At 64.1% G+C, this 24,687-nt stretch carries 17 protein-coding genes; 3 read left to right on the forward strand and 14 right to left on the reverse strand.

Annotation, left to right across the window (positions count from 1 at the left end):
- Position 1: 1 nt before the first annotated feature.
- The 5 genes from EN862_RS29875 to tagH form a co-directional block, all read right to left on the reverse strand.
- Positions 2-2,491 carry a serine/threonine-protein kinase gene (locus tag EN862_RS29875; protein ID WP_127868536.1) on the reverse strand — a complete coding sequence of 830 codons (2,490 nt, stop codon included), beginning with the start codon at positions 2,489-2,491 and terminating at the stop codon, positions 2-4.
- Entirely contained in the window at positions 2,488-3,267 is a 780-nt protein-coding gene (locus EN862_RS29880) for a PP2C family serine/threonine-protein phosphatase (protein ID WP_127868535.1), read from the reverse strand. Before EN862_RS29880 ends, EN862_RS29875 begins: the two co-directional genes overlap by 4 nt.
- Before the next feature lie 117 nt (positions 3,268-3,384).
- Complete coding sequence (gene tssM, locus EN862_RS29885; protein ID WP_193771611.1) at positions 3,385-6,915, reverse strand: type VI secretion system membrane subunit TssM; 3,531 nt, start codon at positions 6,913-6,915, stop codon at positions 3,385-3,387.
- Entirely contained in the window at positions 6,915-8,444 is a 1,530-nt protein-coding gene (gene tssL, locus EN862_RS29890) for a type VI secretion system protein TssL, long form (protein WP_127868533.1), read from the reverse strand. Before tssL (EN862_RS29890) ends, tssM (EN862_RS29885) begins: the two co-directional genes overlap by 1 nt.
- A gap of 399 nt (positions 8,445-8,843) precedes the next feature.
- On the reverse strand, positions 8,844-9,926 hold the full coding sequence (gene tagH, locus EN862_RS29895; protein ID WP_127868532.1) for a type VI secretion system-associated FHA domain protein TagH: 1,083 nt from the start codon (positions 9,924-9,926) through the stop codon (positions 8,844-8,846).
- A gap of 308 nt (positions 9,927-10,234) precedes the next feature.
- On the opposite strand from tagH, the gene tssI reads away from it, so the two are divergent.
- The 3 genes from tssI to EN862_RS29910 are packed head-to-tail and all read left to right on the forward strand — an operon-like array spanning position 10,235 to position 13,340.
- Positions 10,235-12,559 (forward strand): type VI secretion system tip protein TssI/VgrG, encoded by a 2,325-nt coding sequence (gene tssI, locus EN862_RS29900; RefSeq protein WP_127868531.1) that lies wholly within the window; start codon positions 10,235-10,237, stop codon positions 12,557-12,559.
- 8 nt (positions 12,560-12,567) lie between these two features.
- A complete protein-coding gene (locus EN862_RS29905; RefSeq protein ID WP_127868530.1) occupies positions 12,568-12,993 on the forward strand; it encodes a DUF6484 domain-containing protein in 426 nt (141 codons plus the stop codon).
- Entirely contained in the window at positions 12,990-13,340 is a 351-nt protein-coding gene (locus tag EN862_RS29910) for a hypothetical protein (RefSeq protein ID WP_127868529.1), read from the forward strand. The genes EN862_RS29905 and EN862_RS29910 overlap by 4 nt, the downstream gene beginning before the upstream one ends.
- A 19-nt stretch (positions 13,341-13,359) precedes the next feature.
- Here the strand turns inward: EN862_RS29910 and EN862_RS29915 are convergent, their stop codons facing one another.
- Genes EN862_RS29915 through tssJ form a run of 9 tightly spaced genes read right to left on the reverse strand, consistent with a single transcriptional unit; the run spans position 13,360 to position 24,684 of the window.
- Positions 13,360-14,412 carry a hypothetical protein gene (locus EN862_RS29915; RefSeq protein ID WP_127868528.1) on the reverse strand — a complete coding sequence of 351 codons (1,053 nt, stop codon included), beginning with the start codon at positions 14,410-14,412 and terminating at the stop codon, positions 13,360-13,362.
- Positions 14,413-14,421: 9 nt separating this feature from the next.
- Positions 14,422-15,336: a PAAR-like domain-containing protein gene (locus EN862_RS29920; RefSeq protein ID WP_127868527.1), complete on the reverse strand. Its 915-nt coding sequence runs from the start codon at positions 15,334-15,336 to the stop codon at positions 14,422-14,424.
- The gene (locus EN862_RS29925) at positions 15,333-16,358 is read right to left on the reverse strand and encodes a 3-oxoacyl-ACP synthase (RefSeq protein WP_127868526.1); all 1,026 of its coding nucleotides are present in this window, start codon (positions 16,356-16,358) and stop codon (positions 15,333-15,335) included. Before EN862_RS29925 ends, EN862_RS29920 begins: the two co-directional genes overlap by 4 nt.
- A complete protein-coding gene (locus EN862_RS29930) occupies positions 16,355-17,461 on the reverse strand; it encodes a DUF2169 domain-containing protein (RefSeq protein ID WP_127868525.1) in 1,107 nt (368 codons plus the stop codon). Before EN862_RS29930 ends, EN862_RS29925 begins: the two co-directional genes overlap by 4 nt.
- The gene (gene tagF / locus EN862_RS29935; protein ID WP_127868524.1) at positions 17,461-18,003 is read right to left on the reverse strand and encodes a type VI secretion system-associated protein TagF; all 543 of its coding nucleotides are present in this window, start codon (positions 18,001-18,003) and stop codon (positions 17,461-17,463) included. The genes EN862_RS29930 and tagF overlap by 1 nt, the downstream gene beginning before the upstream one ends.
- Positions 17,985-21,527 (reverse strand): type VI secretion system membrane subunit TssM, encoded by a 3,543-nt coding sequence (gene tssM, locus EN862_RS29940; protein WP_127868523.1) that lies wholly within the window; start codon positions 21,525-21,527, stop codon positions 17,985-17,987. Before tssM (EN862_RS29940) ends, tagF begins: the two co-directional genes overlap by 19 nt.
- A gap of 1 nt (position 21,528) precedes the next feature.
- Positions 21,529-22,857, reverse strand: a complete 1,329-nt coding sequence (gene tssL, locus EN862_RS29945) for a type VI secretion system protein TssL, long form (protein ID WP_127868522.1) — start codon at positions 22,855-22,857, stop codon at positions 21,529-21,531.
- 4 nt (positions 22,858-22,861) lie between these two features.
- Positions 22,862-24,196 carry a type VI secretion system baseplate subunit TssK gene (gene tssK, locus EN862_RS29950; RefSeq protein WP_127868521.1) on the reverse strand — a complete coding sequence of 445 codons (1,335 nt, stop codon included), beginning with the start codon at positions 24,194-24,196 and terminating at the stop codon, positions 22,862-22,864.
- A gap of 35 nt (positions 24,197-24,231) precedes the next feature.
- A complete protein-coding gene (gene tssJ / locus EN862_RS29955; protein WP_040985738.1) occupies positions 24,232-24,684 on the reverse strand; it encodes a type VI secretion system lipoprotein TssJ in 453 nt (150 codons plus the stop codon).
- Positions 24,685-24,687 lie beyond the last annotated feature (3 nt).

Genomic DNA, 24,687 nt, shown 5'->3' on the forward strand with positions numbered 1-24,687 from the left:
GCTATCCGCCAAGCCGGAAATAGGTGGCCGTGGCGGAGAACTGCGAGCCGTCGGCCTCGATCTCCTCGAGGATCCTTGGCAACAGCTCCGAGGCCGGCGTCGGCCTCGAGAACATGGCGGCCTGGATGTCCTTGGGGCCGGTGATCACCAGCATGATCTGCGGCACCGCCTTGCCGGCCGCCTTGTCCGCGGCGGCAAGGCCGATCGGGATGTTGAAGGTCACCTTGTCGGTTTGCGCCACCATGCGGTCGTCGAGGTTGAATGCGACACCCTTGTGGTCGATCAGCATGACGTTCGAGATCAGCCCGCCGCCCGTATAGAGCGCGCCGCTGACCGGCGCGCCATCCGGTATCGATGTCTTGTCGAGGACAAGCTGCGGCTTCGCGGCCGAACTCCGGTCGAGGAAGCGAAGGAAAGTGGGCACCCCGCACTGGGAGAGCGTGATGAGCCGTACGCTGATGTCCGGCTCGATATGGAACCTGGTCTGGAAATCGTTGAGCAATTGTTCAAACGGCTGGACCGCCGTTGCATATCCTTCGATCGTCGGGGTGGCGCCGGGTCCTGACGTCACGTTCGCGTAGAAGCAATTGCCGCCGTTGAAGTTGCGCACCCAGGAGCGCTGGTCGTTCCACTTGGCCATGTCATCTTCCGCTGACGGAAGCGCCGGCTTGGGCACATTGATGACGACATCGGTGCCGGGTTGCTTGGCCGCCGGTGTCTGCGGTTGCGGCGCCGGCTGGGTTGGCGCGGTCGGCGTTGCCCGCTGGTTGGCTGCCGGGGTCTGTGCCTTCGGCGCGGACGGCGAAGGTGTCGGCTGCGCCGAAGCCTGGCTTTGCGAAGTTGGGGGCGGGGAAGCCGCCGGCTTGGGTAGCTTGGAAAGCTTGTCCACGAGCTCCTTCACGCTGAGCTTGGCCGCCGGCTGATTTGCCTCGGGCACCGCCTGGTTTTTGGCCGTCTCGGTCGGTTTCGGCGTCTGGACTGCCGGCTCGCTCGCGGGCTGCGCCGGCTTGCTTTCAGCCGCCGTTGGTGCGGGCGTCGGCGACTGCTGCGCCGGAGGTTGCACGGGTTTGGTCTCGACCTGAGGCGTCTGGCTTTTGGCCTCGCTCTCCGGCTGGGTGGCTGGCTGCTCGACCGGCTTCTTGGCCTCCGCATCAGGTTGGGCGGATGGCTTCGCGCTGTCGGGTTTTGGTGCTTCCGGCTGAGTCGCGGCCGGCGCCTGAGGCTGAGGTTTCGGCGCTTCCGGTTGCTGCGCTTCGGCCACTGGCTTGGTGGCTTCGGCGAGCGGCTTCGGCGTCAGCGGCTTGGATGTTTCCGCAACCGGCGCGGGCGCCAGCACGCCGCTGAAATAGACGCCGGCTGCCGCCAGGACGGCAAGCGTCGCGACGCCGCCGGCGATGGCGGGCATACGTGAAGACTTTTTGGGCACGGCCGGTGCCGTCGCGCTTGGCGGGGCGGCAGCAGGCGCCGGCCGTTGCTCCGACAGATAGGCCGGGCGCACATGCTCGACGAAACGCGGCGCGCCGGAAGGCGCCGGCGCCTGGGGCTTGGGGTCCGGTGGCGCCGTCCAGCCGGCGCGCGGCAGGCCCGAGCGTTCGCGTGCGCCGAACGCCACCGGCGGCGGCAACGTCGCCTCGAGATCCTCGCCCCGCGTCGCCCTGGCGATCTCGGCCATGCTGGCAGGCCGGTCGCGCGGATCCGGCTGCAGCATGGCGGCGATTAGTCCTTGGAAGTCGGGATCGATATCCGACAGGTCAGGCACCGTTCGGCGCTTTTCGATGACCTCATATTGCGATCCGCTCATGTCGAGCGGCTTGCCGCGCAGCGCCGCGGCCAGCACCAGCCCGAGGCTGTAGATATCCGATTGCTCGCTGACCTCGCCGCCATAGAGGCCGAGCTGCTCAGGCGAAACATAGTTGTATTTGCCGGCGAACCTTCCGCCGATCAGCGTCTCGCCGCCGGTCGCCGAGCGCGCGATGCCGAAATCGATGATCTTGGCGCGATCGACCCGGCCGCCCGGCAGGATGATGTTGTCGGGCGAAAGGTCGCGATGCACGGCGCCCGCCTGGTGCACGGCGCTCAACCCCGAGGCTAGGCGATGGCAAAGCCGGCGCACGTCGTCCGGCGGCATCGGCCCACGCCGCATGATGTCGAACAGCGATTGGCCGTCGACGAACTCCATCGCAAGATAAGGACGGCCGATCCCCGTATCGATCGTGAACACGTGGTAGCGCACCACCGCGTCATGCGACAGATGGTTGAGGATCGATGCTTCCTTGCGGAAGAGCGACAGGATCGTCTGGTCGCGGGCGAATTCGGGCAGCACGATCTTGATCGCCACATGGTCGCCGGTCTGGATGTTGTGGCCGCGATAGACTTCGCCCATGCCGCCGGACGCAATCCGCTCGTCGAGTTCGTAGATGCCGCTGAGCTGCGTCCCGACCCCCGCATAGGCGATGTTCGTCGCTATCCGCGTCTTGTCGTCGTCGCTCATCTGGCCGGGCCCTCCACTGCGGACCGATCCGGATGGGGCGCGCCGTTGCGCCCGCCGCCGATCTTCACGAGCACGATGGTCACATTGTCGGTACCGCCGCGCGCCAGCACCGTATCCAGGAGGGTCTGGCATGCCGACCGCGGCGTGGCGGATTTAACCGCCGCCTCGATCTCGGCGTCGCTGACATGCGCGGTCAGCCCGTCGGTGCCGAGGACGAAAACGTCGCCCGGCATCAGCTCGCCCTGCTGGAAATCGATCTCGAGCTCATCGCTGACGCCGACCGCATGCGTGATCACATTGCGACGCGGCCAGGTGCGCGCTTCCTCGGCGCTGATCATGCCGCGGTCGAGCAGTTCCTGCACCTCGGTGTGATCCTTCGAGACCTGGAAGATCGAGCCGTTGCGCACGAGATAGATGCGGCTGTCGCCGGCCCAGAGGCAGGCGAAGCGCCCATCCATGGCAAGCAGGGCCGCGAAGGTGGAGCCGATGGTGATGCCGCGCGAGCGCGATATGCCGCGGATCTCGGCATTGGCGCGGCTCAGCCGGTCCTCGAAGCGAGCGCGAAGGTCCGGCGCCGAGCTGGCAATGCCGATCGTCGCCAGGTGATCGACGATGCTGGCGGAGGCGACTTCGCCGGCCTCGTGCCCGCCCATCCCGTCGGCCACCACCCATAGCCCGGTCTGCGGCTCGATGAGGTAATTGTCCTCGTTATGGTCGCGCACGCAGCCCTGGTGGCTGACGCCGAAGCTGTCGATGGGGAGGGCGACAGTGCTCAATTTGCCACCAAGCGCTCAGCGAGCGTCCTCTGTGACCAGCCATGGGCCGCGTGCCCAGGCCACTCTGCCATAAGCGTGTACATTAGAGTATCGAAATGAAGGTGCGATCCAGCCATGTCAGAACGCCTTCGGACAGCTGAAGCCTGACAAGGCTGGCAGGACGAGGGGGTTGGCCCCTGAGCCGGCCTGGATCGTGTAGGCCACATCGCGCCCGCCGATCACGAAGCGCGCTTCGGTGTTGGCGCCGTCGCCGGTGATGGTCGCCTTGTCGAAAAGCCGCTTCAACGCCCACGGCCCTTCGAATTTGAGCGCGGACTCGCGACCGGGCATTTCCGGGACGAGGCTGAGGCTCGCCGATCCGGAAGCGGCGCCGCTCGGCCATGTCACGATGCTCGGCGCGTTGCCGGCCTGGGCGCTCTGCACTGTCTGCCCGTCCACATTGAGCACCGCGCTGTCGGCTTCGCTGTTCAGCGAGGTGGGTGTGAAGGTGATCGACACCAACGGCGTCGATCCGCCCGACGGGAAGAAAGCGGCGCGGATTTCCGCCGCCGCCTGGAATGCCTTCAAGGTCGATTTCGCAAGGTCCTTGCTGGAGCGCGCATTCTGCTTCCAAGTCCATTCCTGGCCGGTCATGTCGATCAGCGGCGCAAGGTTCTGCGCGAAGAAACGGTCCATCAGCCCGCCCGGCGCGAACAGCTTGGCGAAATCCGCCATCGGAATGTCTTCACTGCTGTCGCGGGCGAAGGGATAGCGGCCGTTGACCGCCTCCTCGCAGGCGCGAGTCACCGTCTGGTCGAGGGTTTGGTTGAGATTGGCGACCGAGGTCTCCGCGACATTGCCCTCGAATTCGTCCGCCGCCGCATTGACCATGCGCGCCAGCGGCTTGGGCAGGCGCGAGACATTGGCGCGCAAGGTCGAGATCTGCAGCTGCAGATTGGCGTTGACGCGTTCGCTCTGCGAGGGGACATCGGCAGCGAGCTTCAGGCTCTGGAAGATGTCGTGGAAATTCTGCGTCAGCGCATCGAGCGGCCGGCGTCCGGCGGCGCCGTTGACCAGCGCCTGGAACGAGCGGAACTGCGCCTCGACGCTCGCGCCGGCATTCTGCGCAACGGCCGAGCTTGCGCCGGCGCGGCTCTGCGACTTGCCGCCGGCGATCTGCAGGCCGATGCGGGCGAGGCCCTTGGCCATGCTCGCGGGATCCTGCTCAGATGCCGTGGCATCGCCTTCGGCGGCGGCAGCGTCCTTGGTCAACGCGGTCTCGTTGGCGATCGCCGTGAACAGCTGGTCGAGGGGCGAATCCGGCGCGGCGAGGGCGGAGAGGGCCAGATATTGCGGCTTGTCCTTCAGCATCGCCTTGAGCTTCAACTGGTCGAGCGCGCCGTTCCAGGCGGCGGCGAATTCCTTGCCGTAGCGGTCTATGAGCTCAGGCCCGAGCTTGGGCAGGTCCTGGTCGATGCTGCCCTGTTCGCCGCCGCCGCCGAGCACCCATTGGTCGTCGACGAGCATCTGCGCGATCCGCGACAGCTGCGGCAGGAAGAAGCGATTGAAACCCGCACGCGTGTAAAGGCCGGGAACGTGGAGGTCGGCGAGCTCGCTGCCGTCCATGCGCTCGAACAGCAGCTGCGCTTCCGGACCGGCTTTCGCGGCGACGGAGAAATCCTGCAGCCTTGCCGCGTAGACAGCCGACTTGATCTGCGCCGAGGCGCGGTCGGCGAGGCTCATGCGGCCGAGCGAGCGCTGCGCGGCCTCGACCAGCGGCTGGTTGAGCGCGAAGGTTGGATCATAGGCGTCGTCGAGCGCAAGCATGGCGCGCAGATGCTTTTCGAGCTGCTCGCGGCCTTCGCGGTTGTTCTCGCCAGGATAGCGGTTCTCCTCCCAGTCCTGCTTCATCCAGGAGACGATCAGGTCGTCGTCGACCTTGGGCGCCTTGCCGCCCAGCATCAGGTAGATCTTGAGCGGCTCGTAAAGCGCGATCGGATCGGCCATCCTGGCCTGGATCGTCCGCTCGGCCTGCACCAGCAGCCGCGAGCGGAAGCTTCGCTCCAGCGCCTGCCGGTAGGCGGTCTTGGAGGCCGACAGCAGCCTTTCGCGCTGGCTGAGCCCGAACGTCTCCTCGATCGGCTTGCCCTGGTCGCCGTTTTCGAACCCGGCCGGCAGGTTGCGCAACTGGTCGAGCGGACCGATGACGTTTTCGAGGTCGACGTCGGTCACCGTCGTTGCCTTCAACAGGCTATCGGCGCTGTCGCGATAATGCGCCATGGCTTGCCTTGTGGAGGCGATCAGCTGCTTATTGGCGAAGAAGCTGAGGCCTAGCACGCCGAGCGCCGCCAAGGCCGCCAGCGCGATCGCGGCAAGGCTGCCGAATCTTGCGATCCGGATGCGCCGCTCGGCCGCCCTGTCGAAGGACACCCAACCCGATTCCGGGAAGATCACATTGGTCAGCAGATCATGCAGGAAGAAGCTCTTGCCGGCGCCGGAAAGATGGGCATGCGAAGCACTGCCGAAGCTGCGGCCGATCGCGCCCAGCACCTGGTCGAACGGCGTGCCTTCCTGCGTGCCCGACGAGAAATAGAGCCCGCGCAGGCTGACATTGACCTGGCTGCGTGATGTATCGAACAGGCTGCCGACAAACTGCGTTATCCGGCTCTTCAGCGCGCCGAACTGCGCCGGAAAACCGAACAGCGCGATCCGCGCCACGGGGTCGGTCTCTTCCTGCAGGCGGTCGGCGACCTCCTCGGTGAGCCGCTTCGCCAACTCGTCGAAGGCTCCGGGCGCTTCGCCGGCCATATTTTTGGTGCGGTCGGCGGTCTGGAATGTCGCGCCCCAGACCTTGCGCCGGCGCGCCTCGTCGAAATCGCCGAAATAATCCATGAAACCGGCGACGAGATCGGCCTTGGTGAACAGCAGATAGACCGGGAACTGGATCTTCAGCGTCTCGTGCAGCTCGCGCAGGCGGCTCCTGATCTCGGTGACATGCGCGTCGAGCTGCCGGTCATCGAAGCCGATGAGATCCGAGAGGCTGATGGCGAGGATCACGCCGTTGATCGGTTGCCTGGTGCGGTGCTTCTTGAGCAGCCCCAGGAAGGCGAGCCAGCTTGCCCTGTCGCGCTCGCGGTCCGATTCCTGCGTCGTATAGCGGCCGGCCGTATCGATCAGCACTGCCTCGTCGGTGAACCACCAGTCGCAGGACCGCGTGCCGCCGACGCCGGCCACCGGCTGCGCGCTGCCGGAGCCGGCAAGCGGGAATTTCAGCCCGGAATTGACCAGCGCCGTCGTCTTGCCGGCGCCCGGCGGGCCGATGATGATGTACCAGGGAATGTCATAGAGGAAATTGCGCTTGCCGCTCGTCCGCTTCAGCGTCGCGATCGCTTCGCTCATGCGCGCTTCGAGCACCTGCGAATCGTCGTTGCGCTCGTCGCCGCGCGCGATGGCCGTTTCGAGCGCCTTTTGCGCCTTGCGCTGCCGCCAGAAGCGGACCCCGTAGAACAGCGCCAGCACGGCGACGCTGACGCCGATGATCGCGGCTCTGAGCCACACAGGCCCAAGCGGGTGTGTATCGGCGAAGCGGATCAGCGGCCCGGCATACCAGACCGCCGCCGAGAAACCGGCGAGCGCAGCCAGGCTGAAGATCCGCAGTAGCCAGCGCATCAGCCGCCGTCCTCCGCCGCGCCGGTCTGCAAGCTCTCCTGTTTCGGAACCATCACGTCGACGCGGCGGTTCTTGGCGCGACCGTCCGCTGTGCCATTGTCGGCGATCGGCTCGTCCTCGCCCTTGCCGTCGGCGCTGAGCCGCGACGGGTCCTTCAATTGCTTGGCGATCATCGCCTGGACGGCCTTGGCGCGAGCGACCGAGAGGTCGAAATTCGATTTGAACTGGCTCGATTTCTTCGGCTTCACATTATCGGTGTGGCCGACGATCTGGATCGGCCCGGATTCGGCGTCAAGCGTGGTGGCGATGTCGGTCGCGATCGGCTGGAACTGCGGCTTCGGCTCCGCCTGGCCGGGCGCGAACAGAAGCTGGTTGTTGATCTCGATGACGATGAACGCGCCCTTTTCGCCGACGCTCAGTCCGCCGCCGGCGATCTCCTTGGCAAGGGCGGCGCGGATGCGGTCGATCTGGGCGGTGTCCGGAACAGCGGGCGGCGGCGGGGCGGCTTGCTCCGGCTCAGTGGGCGCCGCCACGCTGGCGCGCTCTATGGTGACGGGCGTCGATGGATTGAGCGCCAGTAACTCGCCGGCGGTCGCGTCGCCTTCATCGGTGATCAGCACCCGCAGCCCGAAGAAGGCCGCCGCGACCAGCGTCGCCGCGGCGGCCGCGACCGCCCAGAGCGGCAGCCGCGCCCTCGGCTTCGGCAGCGCCGCCGCCATGCCCTGCCAGCGCGGCGAGATGTCGTCGCCGGCGCGCGGCCTGAAATAGCGCAGCGTGTCGTAGACGTCGCGCCGGACGCGTTCGAGTGTATCTCGTTCCTTGACCAGCCCGCGATACTGGCCCTCGAAGCCCAGCGACAGGCAGGCATGCATCAGTTCGAGCAGGTCGTAATGCGCTTCCGGCGCGGCGAGGATGTTGTTCAGGGCTTCGTAGAAACCGACGCCGGTAGGTTGGGCATGGAAGAACCGCGCCACCAGGCTATGCTGAAGCCAACTCTCCTTGCTCGGCCAGGGCAGATTGCCGACAAGGTCGTCGGCGGTTTCGCAAAGGGCGAATTTGGCGATCCGTGCGTCTTCCCCGGCTACGCCTGCCTTCGCGATTGCAAGGTCGAAGGTTTCGATCGCGTCGGCGATATGCTCTGCCAAGGGTGCGGCTTGCCGGTCGACCGGCATCAGCCGCAATTGGCCGAGAAGCATCAGCAGCGGCGCGGAGGCGGCAAGGATCGGATTGGCCGCGGCGTATTTCACGCCGGAGGCGGCATCGAGCAGGGCATCCTGCTGCACACCCGGCGCCGCATTCGCGGCGGCTCCTGGCGTTGGCCCTTGGAAGAGCACGGTTCCGGATGACCAGCCGGTGGGCATCTGCCGCCCCCCGCCGGGGTCGAACACCGTCGCTTCGCGGGAAGGCGGGGCTGGCCGAACGCCTTCCGGACCGGACCTCTCGGGCGCGGCGAGCGGCTTCTGCTTCGGTCGCGGTGCGCGGATGACGGTCTTGTCCGCCGGTCTGGAGGGATCGTCCTTCGAGCTCATCGGCGGCGCGCCGCCTTCTCGCTGCAACGGGCGTGTTTTCGGCCCGGGAAACGCGTTTCAGGCTGAGCCTCGGCGGCGGGCTGCATGGAAAGGCTCATCTCGCCGAAACATGACATTGCTGCACACGCCCCAAGCCTCGCCGCCTTGCCCGCCGGGCTGGCGTCCCTGTGCATTCTAGTCGCCCGGATACCCAATTGAAACGGGGCCGCCGATTGAAATCCGGAAGCAAGATGCTGGAAGAGGCGGCTTCTTCTATGAGACCCGTCACATACGGCGGGCGCGGTTAGAGCAATTCCAGGAAAAGTGTGAGCGGTTTTCCGTCCGGAATTGCGTGAAAACAAGAAGATGGGGCATTTCACCGTTTCGGTGAAACGGTGAAATGCGCCAGGGCCTGTGCGCCTATTTCTGCTTGTCGGCCCTGGCGTAGGCTTCGGCGAAATAGGCGAGGAAGACATCCAGCATGCCGTTCTCATGCTTGTCTTCCATCGTCCGCCATGTCGCGACGAGCGCATCCCAGGCCTGGCTCTTCCTGGACGAGAAGGAAGCCGGCGGAATTTTCTTGGCGATCGCCTCCGGCGAAAGGTCGTCGAGCAGCCGCGACAGCGCGGCCTGCATGGCGGCATAGGTGGCGATTTCGTGGGCCTTCAGGTCGCGGAACGCGTCCTCGATGCTGTGCCTGGCATCGAGATAGCCGGCCCTGCGTCTGGCGAACATGATCTCCAATATGTCGTCGGTGCCCGGCACGAATTTCAGCGGGTTGTTGTCCTCGGCGCCGATCATCGTGCGGTTCGCGCTCTTGGCGAGCACCTTTGCCGCCGCGCGCGCCTTGAGCAGCAGCGACAGTTGCTCGACCGTTGTCCTCAGCACTACGCCGATCTCGGCCGCGACGTCATGCGGATCGCGCGATTGCAGCAAGTCTGGCGCAATACCTGCTGCTTTGGCGATCTCCCGCAGCATTGCGTCCGCTTCCGCGGGCCTACTGGCTGGGGCCGGCGGCCCCGGCTGTTGTAACGCCGAGGATGTCGAGGCGGGCGCCGCCCTGGCCGGTCGCTGCTCCGCCGGATTGAAGAACGGTTCATGGCCGGGATCCAACGGGCTGCCGGTCGAGGGCGGCAGCTCGCGCTGCGTCGACCCGGTCCTGGTCTGCGGATGTCCGGTCGCGGCTCTCTCGTCTTTGATCGAAACGCCGACGACGTAGCGGCCGATCAGCAGCCGGTCGCCCTGGGCCAGCCGATGCGGCCCGGCCATGCGCTGGCTCGAACCGTTGATGAAAGTGCCGTTGCGCGAGAGGTCGTAAAGCCAGAAGGAGCCTGCCTGGTAGCGGACCTCGCAATGCCGGCCCGAGATGAACTTGTCCGGATCGGACAGCGTCCAGTCGCAATTCTCGCGGCCGATCTCGAAGCTGCGGTCGCGGGCGGCATAGCTGGCGGCGGTGCCGGCCGGCATCTTGTCGAGATTGCTGATCTGGAGAGAGATGAACATCCAGAAGCGTCGCCGAACTTGGTCAACAAATGCTTATCTTGGGCGCAATTCCGGGCGGAAAACCGTTGAGTGTCCTTCCGGAATTGCTCTGCTATTCTAGCAGCTTGCAAGCCGAGCGGGAGAGGAGCGTTTCACACCGGCGCATGGGCGCGCTTTTGCAATGGCTGTTATTTGGCCTCCCCCAAACATGTGCTAGGCTGATACCGGTACGGTGCGGTGAACTCGAACGCTCCCGAACGTGATGCAGTTAATAGAGCGGGGGTTTCAAACCATCACACTGGCGGCCGCGTCGAGGAGGGGCACGACCCATGCCGAACGAACGTGCCACGGTTGTACAGACGCCGGCTGGCGCCGACCTGACCTTCACCCATCTCATCGGCCGCGATGAGGTCAGCCGCTGTTTCGCCTATACGGTCGGCTTCGTTTCAAAGAACCGCGACATCGATCCGTTGAAGATCCTGGGCGGGGTCGTTTCGGTCGAGGGCGAATCCGACCCGAAGCGCTGGTTCAGTGGCCTCGTGTCGGATTTCAAGCTGACCCGCATCGAGGACCGGCTGGCCTTCTACGAGGCGACCGTCAGGCCGTGGCTCTGGTTTCTCGGCAACACCACGGATTGTCGCATCTTCCAGAACATGACGGCGGTGGAGATCGTCGAGAAGATCTTTTCGAAATACGGCATCGCCAAATTCGAGAAGCGGCTGCAGGGCTCCTATCCCCAGCGCGAATATTGCGTGCAGTATGACGAGAGCGATCTCGATTTCGTGCAGCGGCTGCTCGAGCACGAAGGCATTTTCTATTTCTTCGAGCATGACGAGGGCAAGCACACGCTCATCCTCTGCGACGCGATGAGCAAGCTGAAGCCGGCGCCTGGTTACGAGAAGGTGCTCTATAACTTCGAGGGCCAGGCCTCGCGGCGCGATGTCGAATACATCACCGAATGGATACCTGGCAGCGCCGTTCGGCCAGGCGCCTATGCCCACACCGACTATGACTTCGAGAAGCCCGGCGCCGATCTGATGGCGAAATCCGCCCAGCCTTTCGCCCATAAGGAAGCCTCTGGCGAGAACTATCGCCAGCCAGGCGCTCATCTCGATGTCGGGCGCGGCGACAAGATCGCCGGTATCCGCCGCGAGGAGCTTCAGGCCGTGCACCAGCACAGCACGGCGGTTGGCACGGTTCGCGGCCTGTTTTCCGGCTGCAAGTTCACGCTGGAGAGCTTTCCGCGCGACGATCAGAACCAGGACTATCTTGTGGTCAGCGCCGAATACCGGCTGTTCGATCCGGGCTACCGGACCCAGAACGAGGCGCACAGCGAGAACTTCAAGGTCGTGCTGGGCGTCGCGCCCACCAAATTGCCCTACCGGCCGCCTCGCATCACGCCGCGGCCGATCATGCGCGGCCCGCAGACCGCGACCGTCGTCGGCCCCTCGGGCGAGGAGATCTTCACCGACAAATATGCGCGCGTGAAGGTGCAGTTCCACTGGGACCGGCTAGGCAAGAAGGATCAGAATTCTTCCTGCTTCGTGCGCGTCTCGCAGACCTGGGCCGGCAGCAACTGGGGTTTCATCCAGATCCCGCGCATCGGCCAGGAGGTCATCGTCGACTTCATCGAGGGCGATCCGGACCTGCCGATCATCACCGGCCGCGTCTACAACGCCTCGCAGATGCCGCCCTACGGGCTGCCTGGCAACGCCACGCAGTCAGGCTGGAAGTCGAATTCCTCGAAGGGCGGCGGCGGTTACAACGAGCTGATGTTCGAGGACAAGGCCGGCTCCGAGCTGGTCAATTTCCAGGCGCAGAAGGACCACCACCTGCTGATCAAGCACGACCGCAACAAGACGGTCCAGCACGACCAGTCCGACCGCATCGACCACGACGCCAAGCACTCCGTCGGCCACAACCTCGACGAGGACGTCGGCAACAATAAGACGGTCAAGATCGGCGTCGACCAGACGACGAATATCGGGAGCAATGACACTGAGACGGTGGGTAAGAACCGTTCGCTGACGGTGATGGCGAACGAGACGATCCATGTCGTCGCCAATTCGACGGAGAATATCGACGCTAACCATTCGCAGACGGTGGGGCTCAACCAGACAGTCACGGTGGGTGTCGCGCGCGTGGATACGGTGGGGGCAGCGGAAGCGAGGACCGTGGGCGCCTCGCAGACGAACACGATTGGCGCGACGCGGTCGGTCAGCGTGGGCATCAGCCAGAGCCACAGTATTGGCGCTACCGACACCTGGGACATCGGTGCAGCCCAGACCGTATCTATTGGGGCTGGCCAAGGCGTTAGTATAAGTGCGGACCAGAATGTGACCATAGGCGGCACCCAGATCGTCAAGGTCGGCAAGGACGCTTCCTTGCAGATTGGCGGCGCTCACAAGATCCAGGTCGGCAAGGATAGCGCCATTGAGGTTGCCGCCGATGGTGCTATCAACGTTGGCAAGACGCTCATCATTGCGGCGAAAGACTCGATCACGATCCAGACCGGCAGCGCCAAACTTATTATGAAAAAAGACGGAACAATCTTGCTACAAGGGAAGGACATCACAGTTAAAGGGTCCGGCAAGATCAACGTCACGGCCAGCAGCGACCTCGCGTTGAAGGGTTCGCAGATCACAGAAAACTGAGGATGGCCATGTCTGAGATATTGAATCGAATAGAAGGCGTGATTATTGGCATATTTCTCGGCTTCGATGGGGACTGTCCATTGGTGGTGTTCCCTGGCAATCCGCACGAAACGGCTCTCCCCGCCCGCAGCCTGGCGCACCTTTCCTCCGATATGATCGGCGCTGAAGTAGCCTTGCTTTTCCAAAATGGTGATCCTGAACAACCACTTATAGTTGGGCGCATCCTGGGCTCTGCCCAGGTGCTCAAGCCATTGGAGGTAACCCGTGATGGTGAGGTGATGCGGATCGTTGCGCGCCAACGCATTGAGCTGCGCTGTGGCAAGGCGACAATTATCATGGAAAAGGATGGCAGGATCACGATCCGCGGGAGCTATCTCACCAGCCATGCAAGCGCCACAAATCGCATCAGAGGCGGATCTGTAAACCTAAACTGATGGCAGCACCGATTCTAAAGGAAGTTGTTCGCCAGCATGCTGAAATGGCAGCTTTGCTGTGGACAATCTATGACCGCCACCTCTTGTTTCCAAATGAGAACCCAGATCTTGATGCTGAAAGGCTGGCGCGGCTGATCGAACGTATAGAGGCCCACCTTGACGGCTTGGTTGTCGCTGGTGCCGAGGGCGAGGAAATCGCGCGCGAGCGGTTTGAGGAGTATCCGGAGCGGGGCGAACTCTTTGTCGTGCAGGTGCTGAAGACAAAGAAGCGGCCTATTCTGGTTGCCGACTTCGATATGCCACGCGTCCGGCGATGGTTGGAGCAAAACCTGCCGCCAGAGCCGTGATCCGCTGGATCTCCAGGATTTATCTCAGCAGCGCCCTAGGGATCTGAATCTCATCCCATCCAACGCCGTTCCAGCGGGCTAGCCCTCGCCAGTCAACGAGCCAAACGTTGTTGCCTCCGGCATGAAGGTTTTGCATTGCTTCAAAACCCTCCGGTACGGGCAGGCTATCTTCATCCCCGGTTGTCAGATCCAAAGACACGATCTCGTCGTCAAGCAATACGATCGTGCGATCGTCCCATTCCGTTAGGAGCGCAATATTCTTTTGATCGGAGCGGGCGTATATGCCTCGAATCTGATCAGCGGCGACAATCTCAGCTGCGAATCCAAGATTGGTCGACAACAGGAGACGCCCTTGCCGCGACTGCAAGAGGCTAGTGATCGTTCCTGAGGTGGGAAGATCCAGTTTCCTCCATTGGCCGTCAGACAACCGCCAAAGCGTTCCATAAATGGCACGAACATCTGTCATGATACGATTGGTAAAATCGTCGATGTCGCCGCGTAGAAGAGCTGCCGTGATATCGTCAAAACTCTTGGTCTGAGGTTGAGCGGATCCGCCGAAATACAATGCGCGTTCTCCTGCATGCATGCCTGCGCACAGGAAATTGACGTGGTCAGTGGGATCATCTTCCAAAGGGAAGGTGGCAGATACCGCTGGCCAATCGCTCGGCTCGATGAAATGGTAGGCTTGACCACCTCGACCGAGTGCAGTGAGTTTGCCGGCGGGGAGATCGAAAGCCGATAACATGCCCTTTCCCGGTTCGATAATCCTGAAAAGACCTTCGGGGTTAATCCTCGTGACGCGGAGCGGGTCGGATAGGACGATGGCTTCTCCGGTGCTGGCGAGCGCAATGTAATCAGCGCCATTCTGGGTCGGATCGGGTAATAGCGCGACGTCCATGACATCGAATGGAACTTCTAGCCGTCGCCATGGCTGCGGTGAACTGGGCGAATAAAAGATGACGAAACTGTCGGCGTCTCCGGCCTCGAAGTCTTTCAGCGCGAGGCAGATTGTCGACTTGGTTGAGGCCGATGCGAAAATACGCGTTTTGTTCCTTGCAGTGATACTCGGCATGGTGTCGGCCTATGGTCGCAGAGCATTGAAGGCGGGAGATCCCGCCGCCGGAGGCCGGAGTGTAGTACGCCCTGCCTGGGTCGCAATAGGGGCGGTCTGCGCGGCAACTTTATTGGCCGCGTCCTTGATGCAGTCGGCAGTCAGAGGTGGCTGAACTTGGCGCAACCCGATAACTCCGGTCGCGGCGCACGCGCCAATGAGTGACGTGCCCGCAGGACCGCCCGGACCCGGAGGCAGCGCAGCCAAGGCCTGATTCGTATTGCTATGCAGCGAAGAGTGCTGGCCAGGCGTCAAACAGATGCACATGCCTGAATTGAGGGACGGCGCTCCTGGAACGCGATTGGAAGCATTGGTAGTCGCGCGAGTTGTTTGCCGATAAACCATATCGGGAACAATATGATGCGTTTCGCCTTTGGGCGTTCGTGAGGTGCACTCCTCTTTGATCTTGCTGTACTCGCCCACTAAGCATTTGGGAGGTGAGCCAGTAGCCACGCCAGCGCCTGCCACCTTCACCTGGGGGCCTGAACCCGCCTGTGGGGAGGCATGATCATTTGTGCAGAGATCAGTGAAGCGGCTAACCGGTTCCTTGTCGGCTTTCACATTGCCCGACCACGCGTGGGCATACTCTTTTCCTCGGTTAACTGACGTAATGACGTTCTTCTTCGGCGCACAGCCCGCTTCTGTTCCGGTTGTTTTGGAGTAGTAGGATTTGTTTTTTTGCGTGATGGTCTTTCCGCCGACTTTGACAGTACCCGTCCCGTTATCAGTGTCTGAGTCCATTCCGAAGGAAGGGTAGGGAATTGGCACGCCCGGAGGTGTCGCCGGCGTCTGCGGTGGAGTAAAGCAAACGTCTGGGAAGGCAGCTATGACTTGGTTGCTTTGTGCCTTGCAAGCCAGATGCAGGCTGTTCGCGAAAACGGTCATTGGATGGCTCCCACGCCGAACACTGCCGCTCCACAAGCGCCTTGGTCGTTCGAAGCCTCTACGAGTACGGGGTTGCCTGCCGCATAGCCTTTTCGCGCTGCGGTCCATGCCATGCCGATCATCAGCGGCACAACCGAGGCGCCGACATTGCCTAGTGACTCCGCAGGCGACCATAGGTCCTGAAAACCATGATGGCCGCGCACAAGACGAATGCTGGCCAATGCCGTTTGCTTGAAGAAATAGGCTTCACCGATGAGATCAGAGATCCGGTAGCCAAGTCCGTTCATCTCTATTCCGGTTTGGTTGAGCGCGCCCCTATACGCCTCGACGATGCCGTCGCCACGAAGCGGAATGTCCTCCTCGTTATAGATAAAGGACTTCTCACGAGAGAGCCCTAGACCAAAAAGGCTAAAGCGGCCAGGTCCGGCCTTGGTGCATAGGATAGCCGCTGCAGCCTCGCCGGGGATAAAACCATCTGGATTCGACAGTGTCAGCAGACGGCGTTTCGCCAAATAATGTTCTACGGCATGCGTGGTGAGATAGCTGTCGACACCTGCGATCAAAACGAAAGGAGCCTCGTTCGCGGCGAGGATTCGGCGTGCCTGCTCCAACGCGACATGTCCGGAAGGGCGGCCATGGCTTACCTTGAGTAATCGAGCGGATTGAGGCACCTCGGCGATTTCCAGGATGCTCCGAACCAAAGCCCGAACATCACGCACGGGTCGGCCTGGCCGACTTTCCTCCGGTAGACACAAGATAACGACAGCTTCCCTGCGTGCTTCCGGCACCTCCTGGAGAGCTTCGCATATCGCACCCGCGGCCAGATGTGCGAAACGCTTTTCACCTATCCAGCCACGGGGAAGCGGTATCGGGGCGCCAATCAAGGCCTCGTCTGGTCCTGAAAGAAAGTGCGTCTCCTGAAAACCATCAATACCGGCGCGCATGGCCGCACAGGCCGACGGGGCATCCAGTCCAACTGACGTAACCATGCCAACCGAGGCAATTTCGAGAGCGGTCGTCATGCTGCCACGTTCTCCCGAGACGCGCGCAGAAAACTCTGCGCGCGCACGTAGCGCTTGCTGGTCGCCCGTGCGCGAAGCATTCCGCGAGTCGGAGGGCCAACCCAACATTCAGAAAATTCGAGGATGTTTCGATGTATTCGCTGAGAGACGCGCCACACTAATGAGAAACGTCTGCTTTCCAGGTCAAAAAGAATCGTGTCGGGGGACAGCGTTCCGTCAAAAATTGGCGATCCATTCCTAAATAGCGTAACTGGCAGATTTATATTCGGAAGGCGAAAGCTCTCGCGGCCTTTTGGCGTCAAATTGACCAGCTGAACCTCCTCGCCCCCACGCAATTTGTCGATCTGCTGGTCGGCTGGTGCCATCTGGAAATAACGCTCGTCAAAGTCTGGCGGCAGAAACGGGAAGATGTTATTCGCCCAGTTGTCGTCATAGGTGCCCCCATGTTCGATACGGCCGGGCCAGCCGCGGCCCATTGGCCCGAAACTCATTGGCCTGTAGTCGCCGAAAGGTGAACGGATATCTTCACCGACTGCCTGCGTGTTCGGTAGCCGCAGGCCCGGGATGAGACGTTGGTTCTTCGTCCGCGACCAGCCGGTGCCGACGGGATTGTGTCTGTAGCTGGCGGGAAGCTGGTCTTCTGGGTCCAGCCGATCGACACCGCCCCACGCGACGTCATAGGAGATGGGCAGTTTCAGGAACGGCAGAGGCGTGGTGGCGGTGAACACTGGTCCGATAGCGCGCCACTCGCGGTGGCCGACGACTTCGAACAGTTTCGACCAGTTTCCGATCTTGATGCCCACCGGCACGCGCTCTGCTGGACGCCCACCCGGCGCGTAAGCGAAGCCATTAGCGATAACGTCGCAGCGCGGTTTGCGAAAAGCGAAATCCGTTTCCCAAAATGTTGCTGAATAGCCAGCCTCGCCAGTATAAGTGTCAGCAAAAACGAGAGGTATCTGGTCATGTGACTTGTGCACAGGCTCGCCCGGGCCGGCAGGAAAGTCGAATGTACCCTTCACAACCACCACAAGCCAAACGTGGCCAGCAACATCAGTTGCGGTGGTAAATTCATGCGGATAGCCCATCTGGTTCCAGATCTGCATCAGCTGGTCTCCCAACTAGCCGCGAAAATCTGCTCCAGCGCCGGCTGCGGCGCCTGCGGGTCGACGTCGAAAATATCCGTGCGCGCGGTCCACATCACGAGCTCGTCGATGATGTCGCCGTCCCGCTCGACAGATGGCGCGGGCAGGGCAGTCAGCGCGGCATCGAGCTCGTTGGGCGTCAGCTCGCCCCGCTGCGCGGCGAAAGCGGCGCTCTCAATGCCGTCGAACCAGGCGTCCGAATAGGCCAGCTTGAGCGGCGCCTCGGCGAGCCTTGCGACGACGCTGAGCGGAAACCGCCTGCCGACCCGGTCGGCGCTCTGCAGCACGATACCCGCGGCGGTGCCGAAGGAAGCAGGACCGCTGAGGAAGCGCAGCGCGATATCCGCCGGCCAGGCTTCGAGCCCGAACAGCGGGACGATGTGCTGCGCCAGCCACCGGTCCCAGACGCGCACGAAATCCCCCGGCAACCGCCGGCTGACGAAATCGCCGGTGGCGGGCATCTTGCCATAGAAGCCGGGCACGCTCAGATCTGCGGCGGACATGTGAATTTCTTGAACATCTCTAGTGTGTAGGGGTTCTCGACGCTGGCCGCCTTGAGCTCGAAGTCGGCCCACATGCCCTTGGTGCCGAGCCGCAGGCTGTAGACGTCGGTGAGCTTGGTCGCGTTGAAGCGGCCGCCGCGCAGCATTCTGAGCCACGCCCAGCTGCCGGTTTCGTTGAGCATCACTTCGGGCGAGCCGTCGACCGGCTGGAAGGCGAGCGAAATCACGCCGGTGCCGTCCTTGCCGGGCCATGTCATCGGCTGCGGTCTCGTCGCGTTGTTGTAATAGACCATGTTCTGGCCATCGAGGTTGAGCGTCACCCGCGCCACGTTGGGCGACAGGTCCTTCGGCTCAAGCGTGAAATTCATCACCGGTCCTGTGCCGCCGGGGAACAGGTCGTCGCGGATATGACGTGCCTGCTCGAAGGCTGCCAGCGCCGCCGGATCGAGGCCGAAATCGGCGCGCCATTTCCATGGCTCGCTGGCGGTGTCGACATAGTTGATCAGATGGTCGTTGGTGAAGGCGTCGATCAGGCCGGTCGGCCCGAACAGGCGCTGGAAGTCGCGCACATTGACGTCGACTGCGCTGTCCGGGCTGAACGGATAGCGGTTGTTGAGCGCCGCCTGGCAGAAGGGCAGGATGTCGGCGCGCCAGATGGCGTTGAGCTCATTGGTGACCGCCTTCTGCGACAGGCCGCTCGTGTCGCCGGCAATGCCGCCCAGCCAGTCGTTGATCGGCGAGGGCAGGATCTGCGCCTGCCTCGCAACCGCGCCCGTCAGTTCGGCGAGGCCGCCCTGCTTCTTGATGGCGTCCTGCGGGTCGGGGTTGGCGGTCACGGTCTGCAGCACATTGGACAGCGCCGTCAGCGCCACGACGGCGGCGTCGAGCGCCGGCGGCTGGCCATCGACCTGGGCGATCGTGCCCTTGAGCGGCTTGAAATGGTCGGCGACCAGGCTGCCGGTCATATCGACCTGGTTGGCGGAGCCGGCGCGCGGCAGGAGCTTCGCGCCTGTGGTCACCACCTTGCCCAATTTGCCGAGCTTGCTGAGCAGCTTCGAGCCGGTCTTGGCGGCGCCGCCGCTCTTGTCGTCGGCTGGCGCCTCGTCGGAGCGGGTGAGGTCCGTCTCCTGCACCACGGCCGTCAACAGCCGCTTCAGCGCGGAGTCGGCGCTGGAGAGATCCTTGAGGTTCTCGCTTGCGACGTTGAGGTCCGTCAGCGGCGCGAGCCGCATGTCGCGCAGGAAGGAATCCCACTGCGCGATATAGTCGTCGTAATAGAGCTTCAGGATATCCTCGGAGAGCGCCGACACCGACGTCTCCGAATTCTCCGAGCAGCCGCCGGCAAACACGGCGCGGTCTAGCGCCGCCTGGCCGGCCACATCCTCGACCCGGTCGAGGATCGCATCATGGAAGCCGGCATAGGTGTAGGGGCCTGGAACGCCGACGCGCAGGGTCTTGTCGGAGCGGCGCGCGAATACTTTGGCGCCGTTCGGCCCGGCGAAATTCGCCGGCACCCATTCCTTGACCGCCGCCACTTCCGGGTCCGCCAGCAACTGCTTGTAGGCGCGCTCCGGCAGCGAGATCGTGCACACCGTCTTCAGCGCCTCGGCGACCAGTTCCTTGTCCGGGGCGATATAGCTGTCGTCGACCGCCATGCGGCGGATCGCGGCAAGCTGGTGCTCTTCCGCGTCCGCGGTCGGGAAGGGCGGCGCGGGCGCGAATTGCGGCAGGCTGTTCACCCACCAATTCTGCACGAAATCGGTGTCCATCTGCGACAGGCCGGTCATCATGCGGTAGGTCTTCAGCGCGCCGAGCATGAAATCCGGATCGCGGATCTGCCGCCACATCGTGGCTTCCAGCAGCGCGACCATATGCGGCTCGAGCACGTTGCGCAGGGCGTGGTCATAAGTGTCGGCCTGCGCGCGCACCAACTCCGCCGAAGCGGTCGGGCCGAGCAGATTGTGGACGGCATCCGGCGGCGCGGTGCGGGCCGCCGCCACCGCGTCCATCGCCGCCAGCGCGCCGTCCATCGTCGGCTGCTCGACCGCGGCCGGCATGGCGGCGACGTCGGTCAGAGGCTGCTGCAGCGCCTCGAACTGGCCGGCCTGCTCGGTGATCGCATTGCGGTTGTCGAGATAGGACCAGGTGAACAGTCCGCCGGCGAGCAGCGCCGCGATCGCGCAGGCCGCTGCCGCGCCGCGCCAGATCCAGGCGCGGCGGCGCTGCGCCAGCGGATCGAATGTGCCGAGGCCGGCCTCCTTGAAGATCACTTCGGTGAGCAGATTGCGCAGGAAGAAGCTGCGCTTCTCGACACGCGACGCCGGCATGGCGCGGCGCGGCGGCAGCCCGAAGGATGACGACAGCGCTGCGGTCAGCCGGTCGATCGGCGCGCCTTCCTGCGTCGCCGAGGTCAGATAGAGACCGCGCAGCCAAGCGGCTTCCTCATAGCGGCTTTCGCCGAACATCGCCTCGACCAGCACCTGGATAGGCTCGGAGAGGCTGGCGAGCTGCGCCGGGAAGCGAAAGATCTCGGCGCGCTGGCCGAGCTTGTCCTCGTCTTCCAGCCGCGGCACGAGCCGCCGCTCCAGCTCGGCGGCGAGCCTCGCAAGTTCCGTCTGGATCGTGCCGGCGTTGACGCGGGCATCGAGCGGAAAAGTCGTTCCCCACACCTGCTCGCGCGCGGTCGTCGACAGGCCGCCGAAGAAGGCTTCGAAGCCTTTGATCAGGTCGGCCTTGGTCAGCATCAGGTAGACAGGCAGGCGGATCTCGAGCCGATCGTTCAGCTCCGCCAGCCGGCGGCGGATTTTCCGGCCGTGCGCCTTGATCGCCTCGTCGCCTTCCGACAGCACGTCGATCGACAGCGCGACGATAACGCCGTTGAGCGCGCGGCGGCCCCGGTGCTTCTTCAACAGGTCGAGGAATCCCAGCCACTCCGCCGCGTCGACATCCGGCTGGCTTTCCTGCTGAACGTAGCGGCCTGCCGTGTCGATCAGCACCGCGTTCTCGGAGAAGAACCAGTCGCAATTGCGCGTGCCGCCGACACCTTGCAGGTCGTCGGTCAGGTCGATCGGGAAATTGAGACCGGACTGGCGCAGTGCCGTGGTCTTGCCGGTGGCCGGCGGCCCGACGATCACATACCACGGCATCTCGCGCAGGAATTTCCGGCCGCCGAGCTTGCGCCGCTTGAGCTCGGCCATCACCTCGCCGAACTTGGCGCCGACAGCCGCGACGCTCTCTTCGCCGGGCGTGAGCTGCTTTTCCTGAACAGGCGCCGCGATCTCGGCGACGAACATACGGTTGGCGCGGATCGCGCGGCGCTGAGCGATGATCAGCCAGATCAGCCACAGGATGATCAGCCCGGCGATGATGGCGATGCGCACATTGTCGGATTCGAACGGCGCGTAAGGGCCGACCTGCACGATCGGGCCGAACACCCAGATCAGCAGCGAGAGCAGCGCAATGCCGATCAGCGTCCACAGGAAACGCGAGGTGATGACGGCCCAGAGGAAGCGCAGGATGAACATCTCAGAGCCTCTTCTCGACCAGGACCTCGACGCGACGGTTGAGCGCGCGGCCTTCGCGCGTCGAATTGTCGGCTACCGGATCGGTTTCGGCACGGCCCTCGGAAGAGATGCTGTCCTGTGGCACGCCCGCCTGCACCAGAAGCTTGGCTATGGTTTCGGCGCGCGCTTCCGACAGGCGCTGGTTGCTGGCCAGCGGGTTCGACTTTTGCAGGCGCACATTGTCGGTATGGCCGACGACGGTGATTTTTCCGATCAGTTCCTTGTTGTCGAGGATAACCTTGGCGATCGACGCGATCAGCGGCTCGTAGCCCTCGGTCAGCGTCGGCCGCGACGACTGGAACAGCTCGGGATTGGAGGACTGGATGATGAGCTTCGCCAGCGAGACGCTCTCGGTGCCGCTGAGCGCGCCTTTGAGGTCGTCCGGTGCTTCAGCCTTGAACTCGGGCAGCAAAGCGAAATCGACCGGCTGCGGCGCTTCGGGTTCGGGCGCATCCTGCTTGGGCGCGGCGCGGGTGACGTCGCCGCGCGAGGCCGGCGGCAGCGTGCGCACCAGCGCGGAAAGCTCGACCGCCTGGCTGCTCAAGCCCATCGACAGGCCGACATAGGCAGCCGCGGCGACGACAATCGCGGCAAGCGCCATCACCCAGATCGGCACGATGAAGCGCTGCGGTTCATCGGAGGCGATCACGCCTTTCCAGTTCGGCGATAGCGGCGAATCCTCGGCGTCGGCGTTGCGCAGGAAGCGCGCCGCCGCGACGCGCACCGCATTGAGCGACCGGTCGCCGGCGCGGCCGGGCACCCGGTACTTGCCGCGGAAGCCGAGCGCCAGGCAGTAATATTGCAGCTCCAGCATCTCGCGGTCGCGATTGGGATGCCGCTCCAGCTCGTCGAGGCGGGTGAAGAACTGGGTGCCGGCATCGACGTCGCCGCGCAGCATGACCACAAGCGGCTGGCGCGGCCAGGCGCTGGCGCCGCCCCAGGGCGTGTTGAGCGCAAGGTCGTCGAGCAGCGCCGCCACCGCCCAGGCCGCCTGGTCGGCGCGCTCCAGCGAGGAGCCCGCGGCAACGGCGGCGTCGCGCGCCCGCACCAGCTCGTCGAGCAGGCGCGTGCGCATCACTTCCGGGTTCTCCGGTGCCAGCGCGCTTTCGAGCTCCGGCGCGAATTCGAGCAGCGGCGCGAAGATGTTGATGAGCGTGTTGGGATGGGCGCGCGCCCGCTTGACCGGCGCGCCCGGCGCCAGCGGCGCCATCGGTCGGGGCGCCGCACCGGTCAGCCGGATGCGTGTGCGCTCGCGATCCTCCGACAGTCCGAAGGGATCATCCCGGCTCATGGCCTCACCTGTTCACCGAATAGCAGTCGACCTGCGGCTCGCTCGGCAGCACGCCGGAAACACCGATGACGAAGCCCGGAGCGTCGAGCAGCGAGGCCCAATGCTCGCTCTTCTGGTCGAGCTCCAGGCACAGCCGGTCGCCGTCATAGGGGATCTCGCGCGGCTGCGAATGCAGCGGCTTCAGCGGAATGCCGGGCAGGCGCGATTTCCACAGGCCCTCGAACTGGTCCGCCGAGCCGACCGTCGCCTGGTTGACGAAGATCTTGCGCAGCGCGTCTTCTGACAGCTCGGAGCCGACGCGGATGACGATGCGGCTGGCGACCAGAAGCTTCGGGTTGTCAATCCGTACCTTCCAGACATTGGTGGCGTGCCGCATGACTGGAAGCGCGCGCGATTTCGGCTCGATGTAGCGCAGGCTGAGGATCAGCGAGCGCAAGGCGTCGGCCAGCGCCATATAGGCGGGGCCTGGCGCCATATGATCGTAGGCCGGCAACTCGCCGAGCCGCCGCGAGCTGGAGCCGTAGGTGGCCATCTCGCCGGCGAGGCCGGCAAGCTCGAGATAGAGCTCGGCCGGATGGAAGACGTCCTGCGCGAGCATATGCGCAAGCCGTGGCCGCGCGGCGTTGGCGAGGTGAAGCATCAGAAGATCCTCGACGCTGCGGCCGGCCCCGCCCATCACCATCTTGCCATGCGCTTCGGCGATCTGGTCGAGGCCGGTGACGACCTCCTGCAGCAATTGCCGGTACCAGTGCACGGCGCCGGTGATCAGCGTCGGCGGCAGGAACGTCTCGTCGAGCGAGACGCCGCCATCGGCGCGCACGCCCGTGATATCGGCGATCGGCAGTGCCGTGTAGCCACCGACCGATTTGCCGGGTGCCAGCAGTACCGCTTGCGGCCGGGCGATTTCGATCTCTTCCGGATCGGCGCCGCCCTGCACGGCGTCGCGCACCGGGACGATCTTGCCGTGGTAGCGCGCGCCGGTCGATTGGGCATGCGCAGGATCGAATCCGACGCCGCCGGGCGGCTCCAGCGGCAGCGCCACCAGCACCGGTCCGGCACCGGTGTCGGCCGTGACCGGCAGCGGTTTAGGCGCATCCATCAGCTCCGGGATGGAGAAGGGCGTGCCGTCCGGGAAGATGCCCCGGGCGGACACGATCGACACCTGGCCGGCGTCGAGCAGCGACTGGTCGAGCGTCAGCTGCTGGAAGCCGAACGTATGGAGCTGGCCGGCCTGCAAGGCGCCGCGCACCATCCCCTCGAAGAACCGGTCCTGCTGCTGAAAATGCTGGGTCCTCAAGAAGAGGCCCTCGGACCACAGCACCCTGTTTGCGTCGCTCATTCTGCCACTCTCTGCACTGCCGTGTTGACGCTTCGCTAGGCGGAGATGCCGCCCTTGCCGAGGCTGACATTGATGGTGAATTTCGACCCTGGCGAAACCGACTTGGTCGTGCGCCAGTTGCGTCCGCCGGGTTCCCGGATCAGCGCGACGAAGCCCAGCGCCGTCGCGTTCGGCTCGACCGTGATGGTCTTGGCTGCCGTCTTGCCCGGCGCCACCGAGATCGCGTCCGAGCCGATCAGGTCGGCGCCCAGCGCCGAGCCGGCATCGCCCTGCAGCGCGAAGTAATCGGCCGAGTTGAACTTGCCGGTGCTGGCAAGCCGCATCACCAACACCGTCACCGGCCGGTCGCCGCCACCTGGTCCCGGATTCATGCCGGCGCCGCCGGTCACGTTGACCGAGATCACCGATGGTTTCGGCGGGCCGCTCTGGCAAGCCGCGAGCAGCCCCGTGGCGCCGAGGGCAACGATGAATTCGCGTCTGTCGATCATGCT

The sequence above is a fragment of the Mesorhizobium sp. M2E.F.Ca.ET.219.01.1.1 genome, assembly GCF_004016445.2.
In the GTDB taxonomy this organism is placed as follows: Bacteria; Pseudomonadota; Alphaproteobacteria; order Rhizobiales; family Rhizobiaceae; genus Mesorhizobium.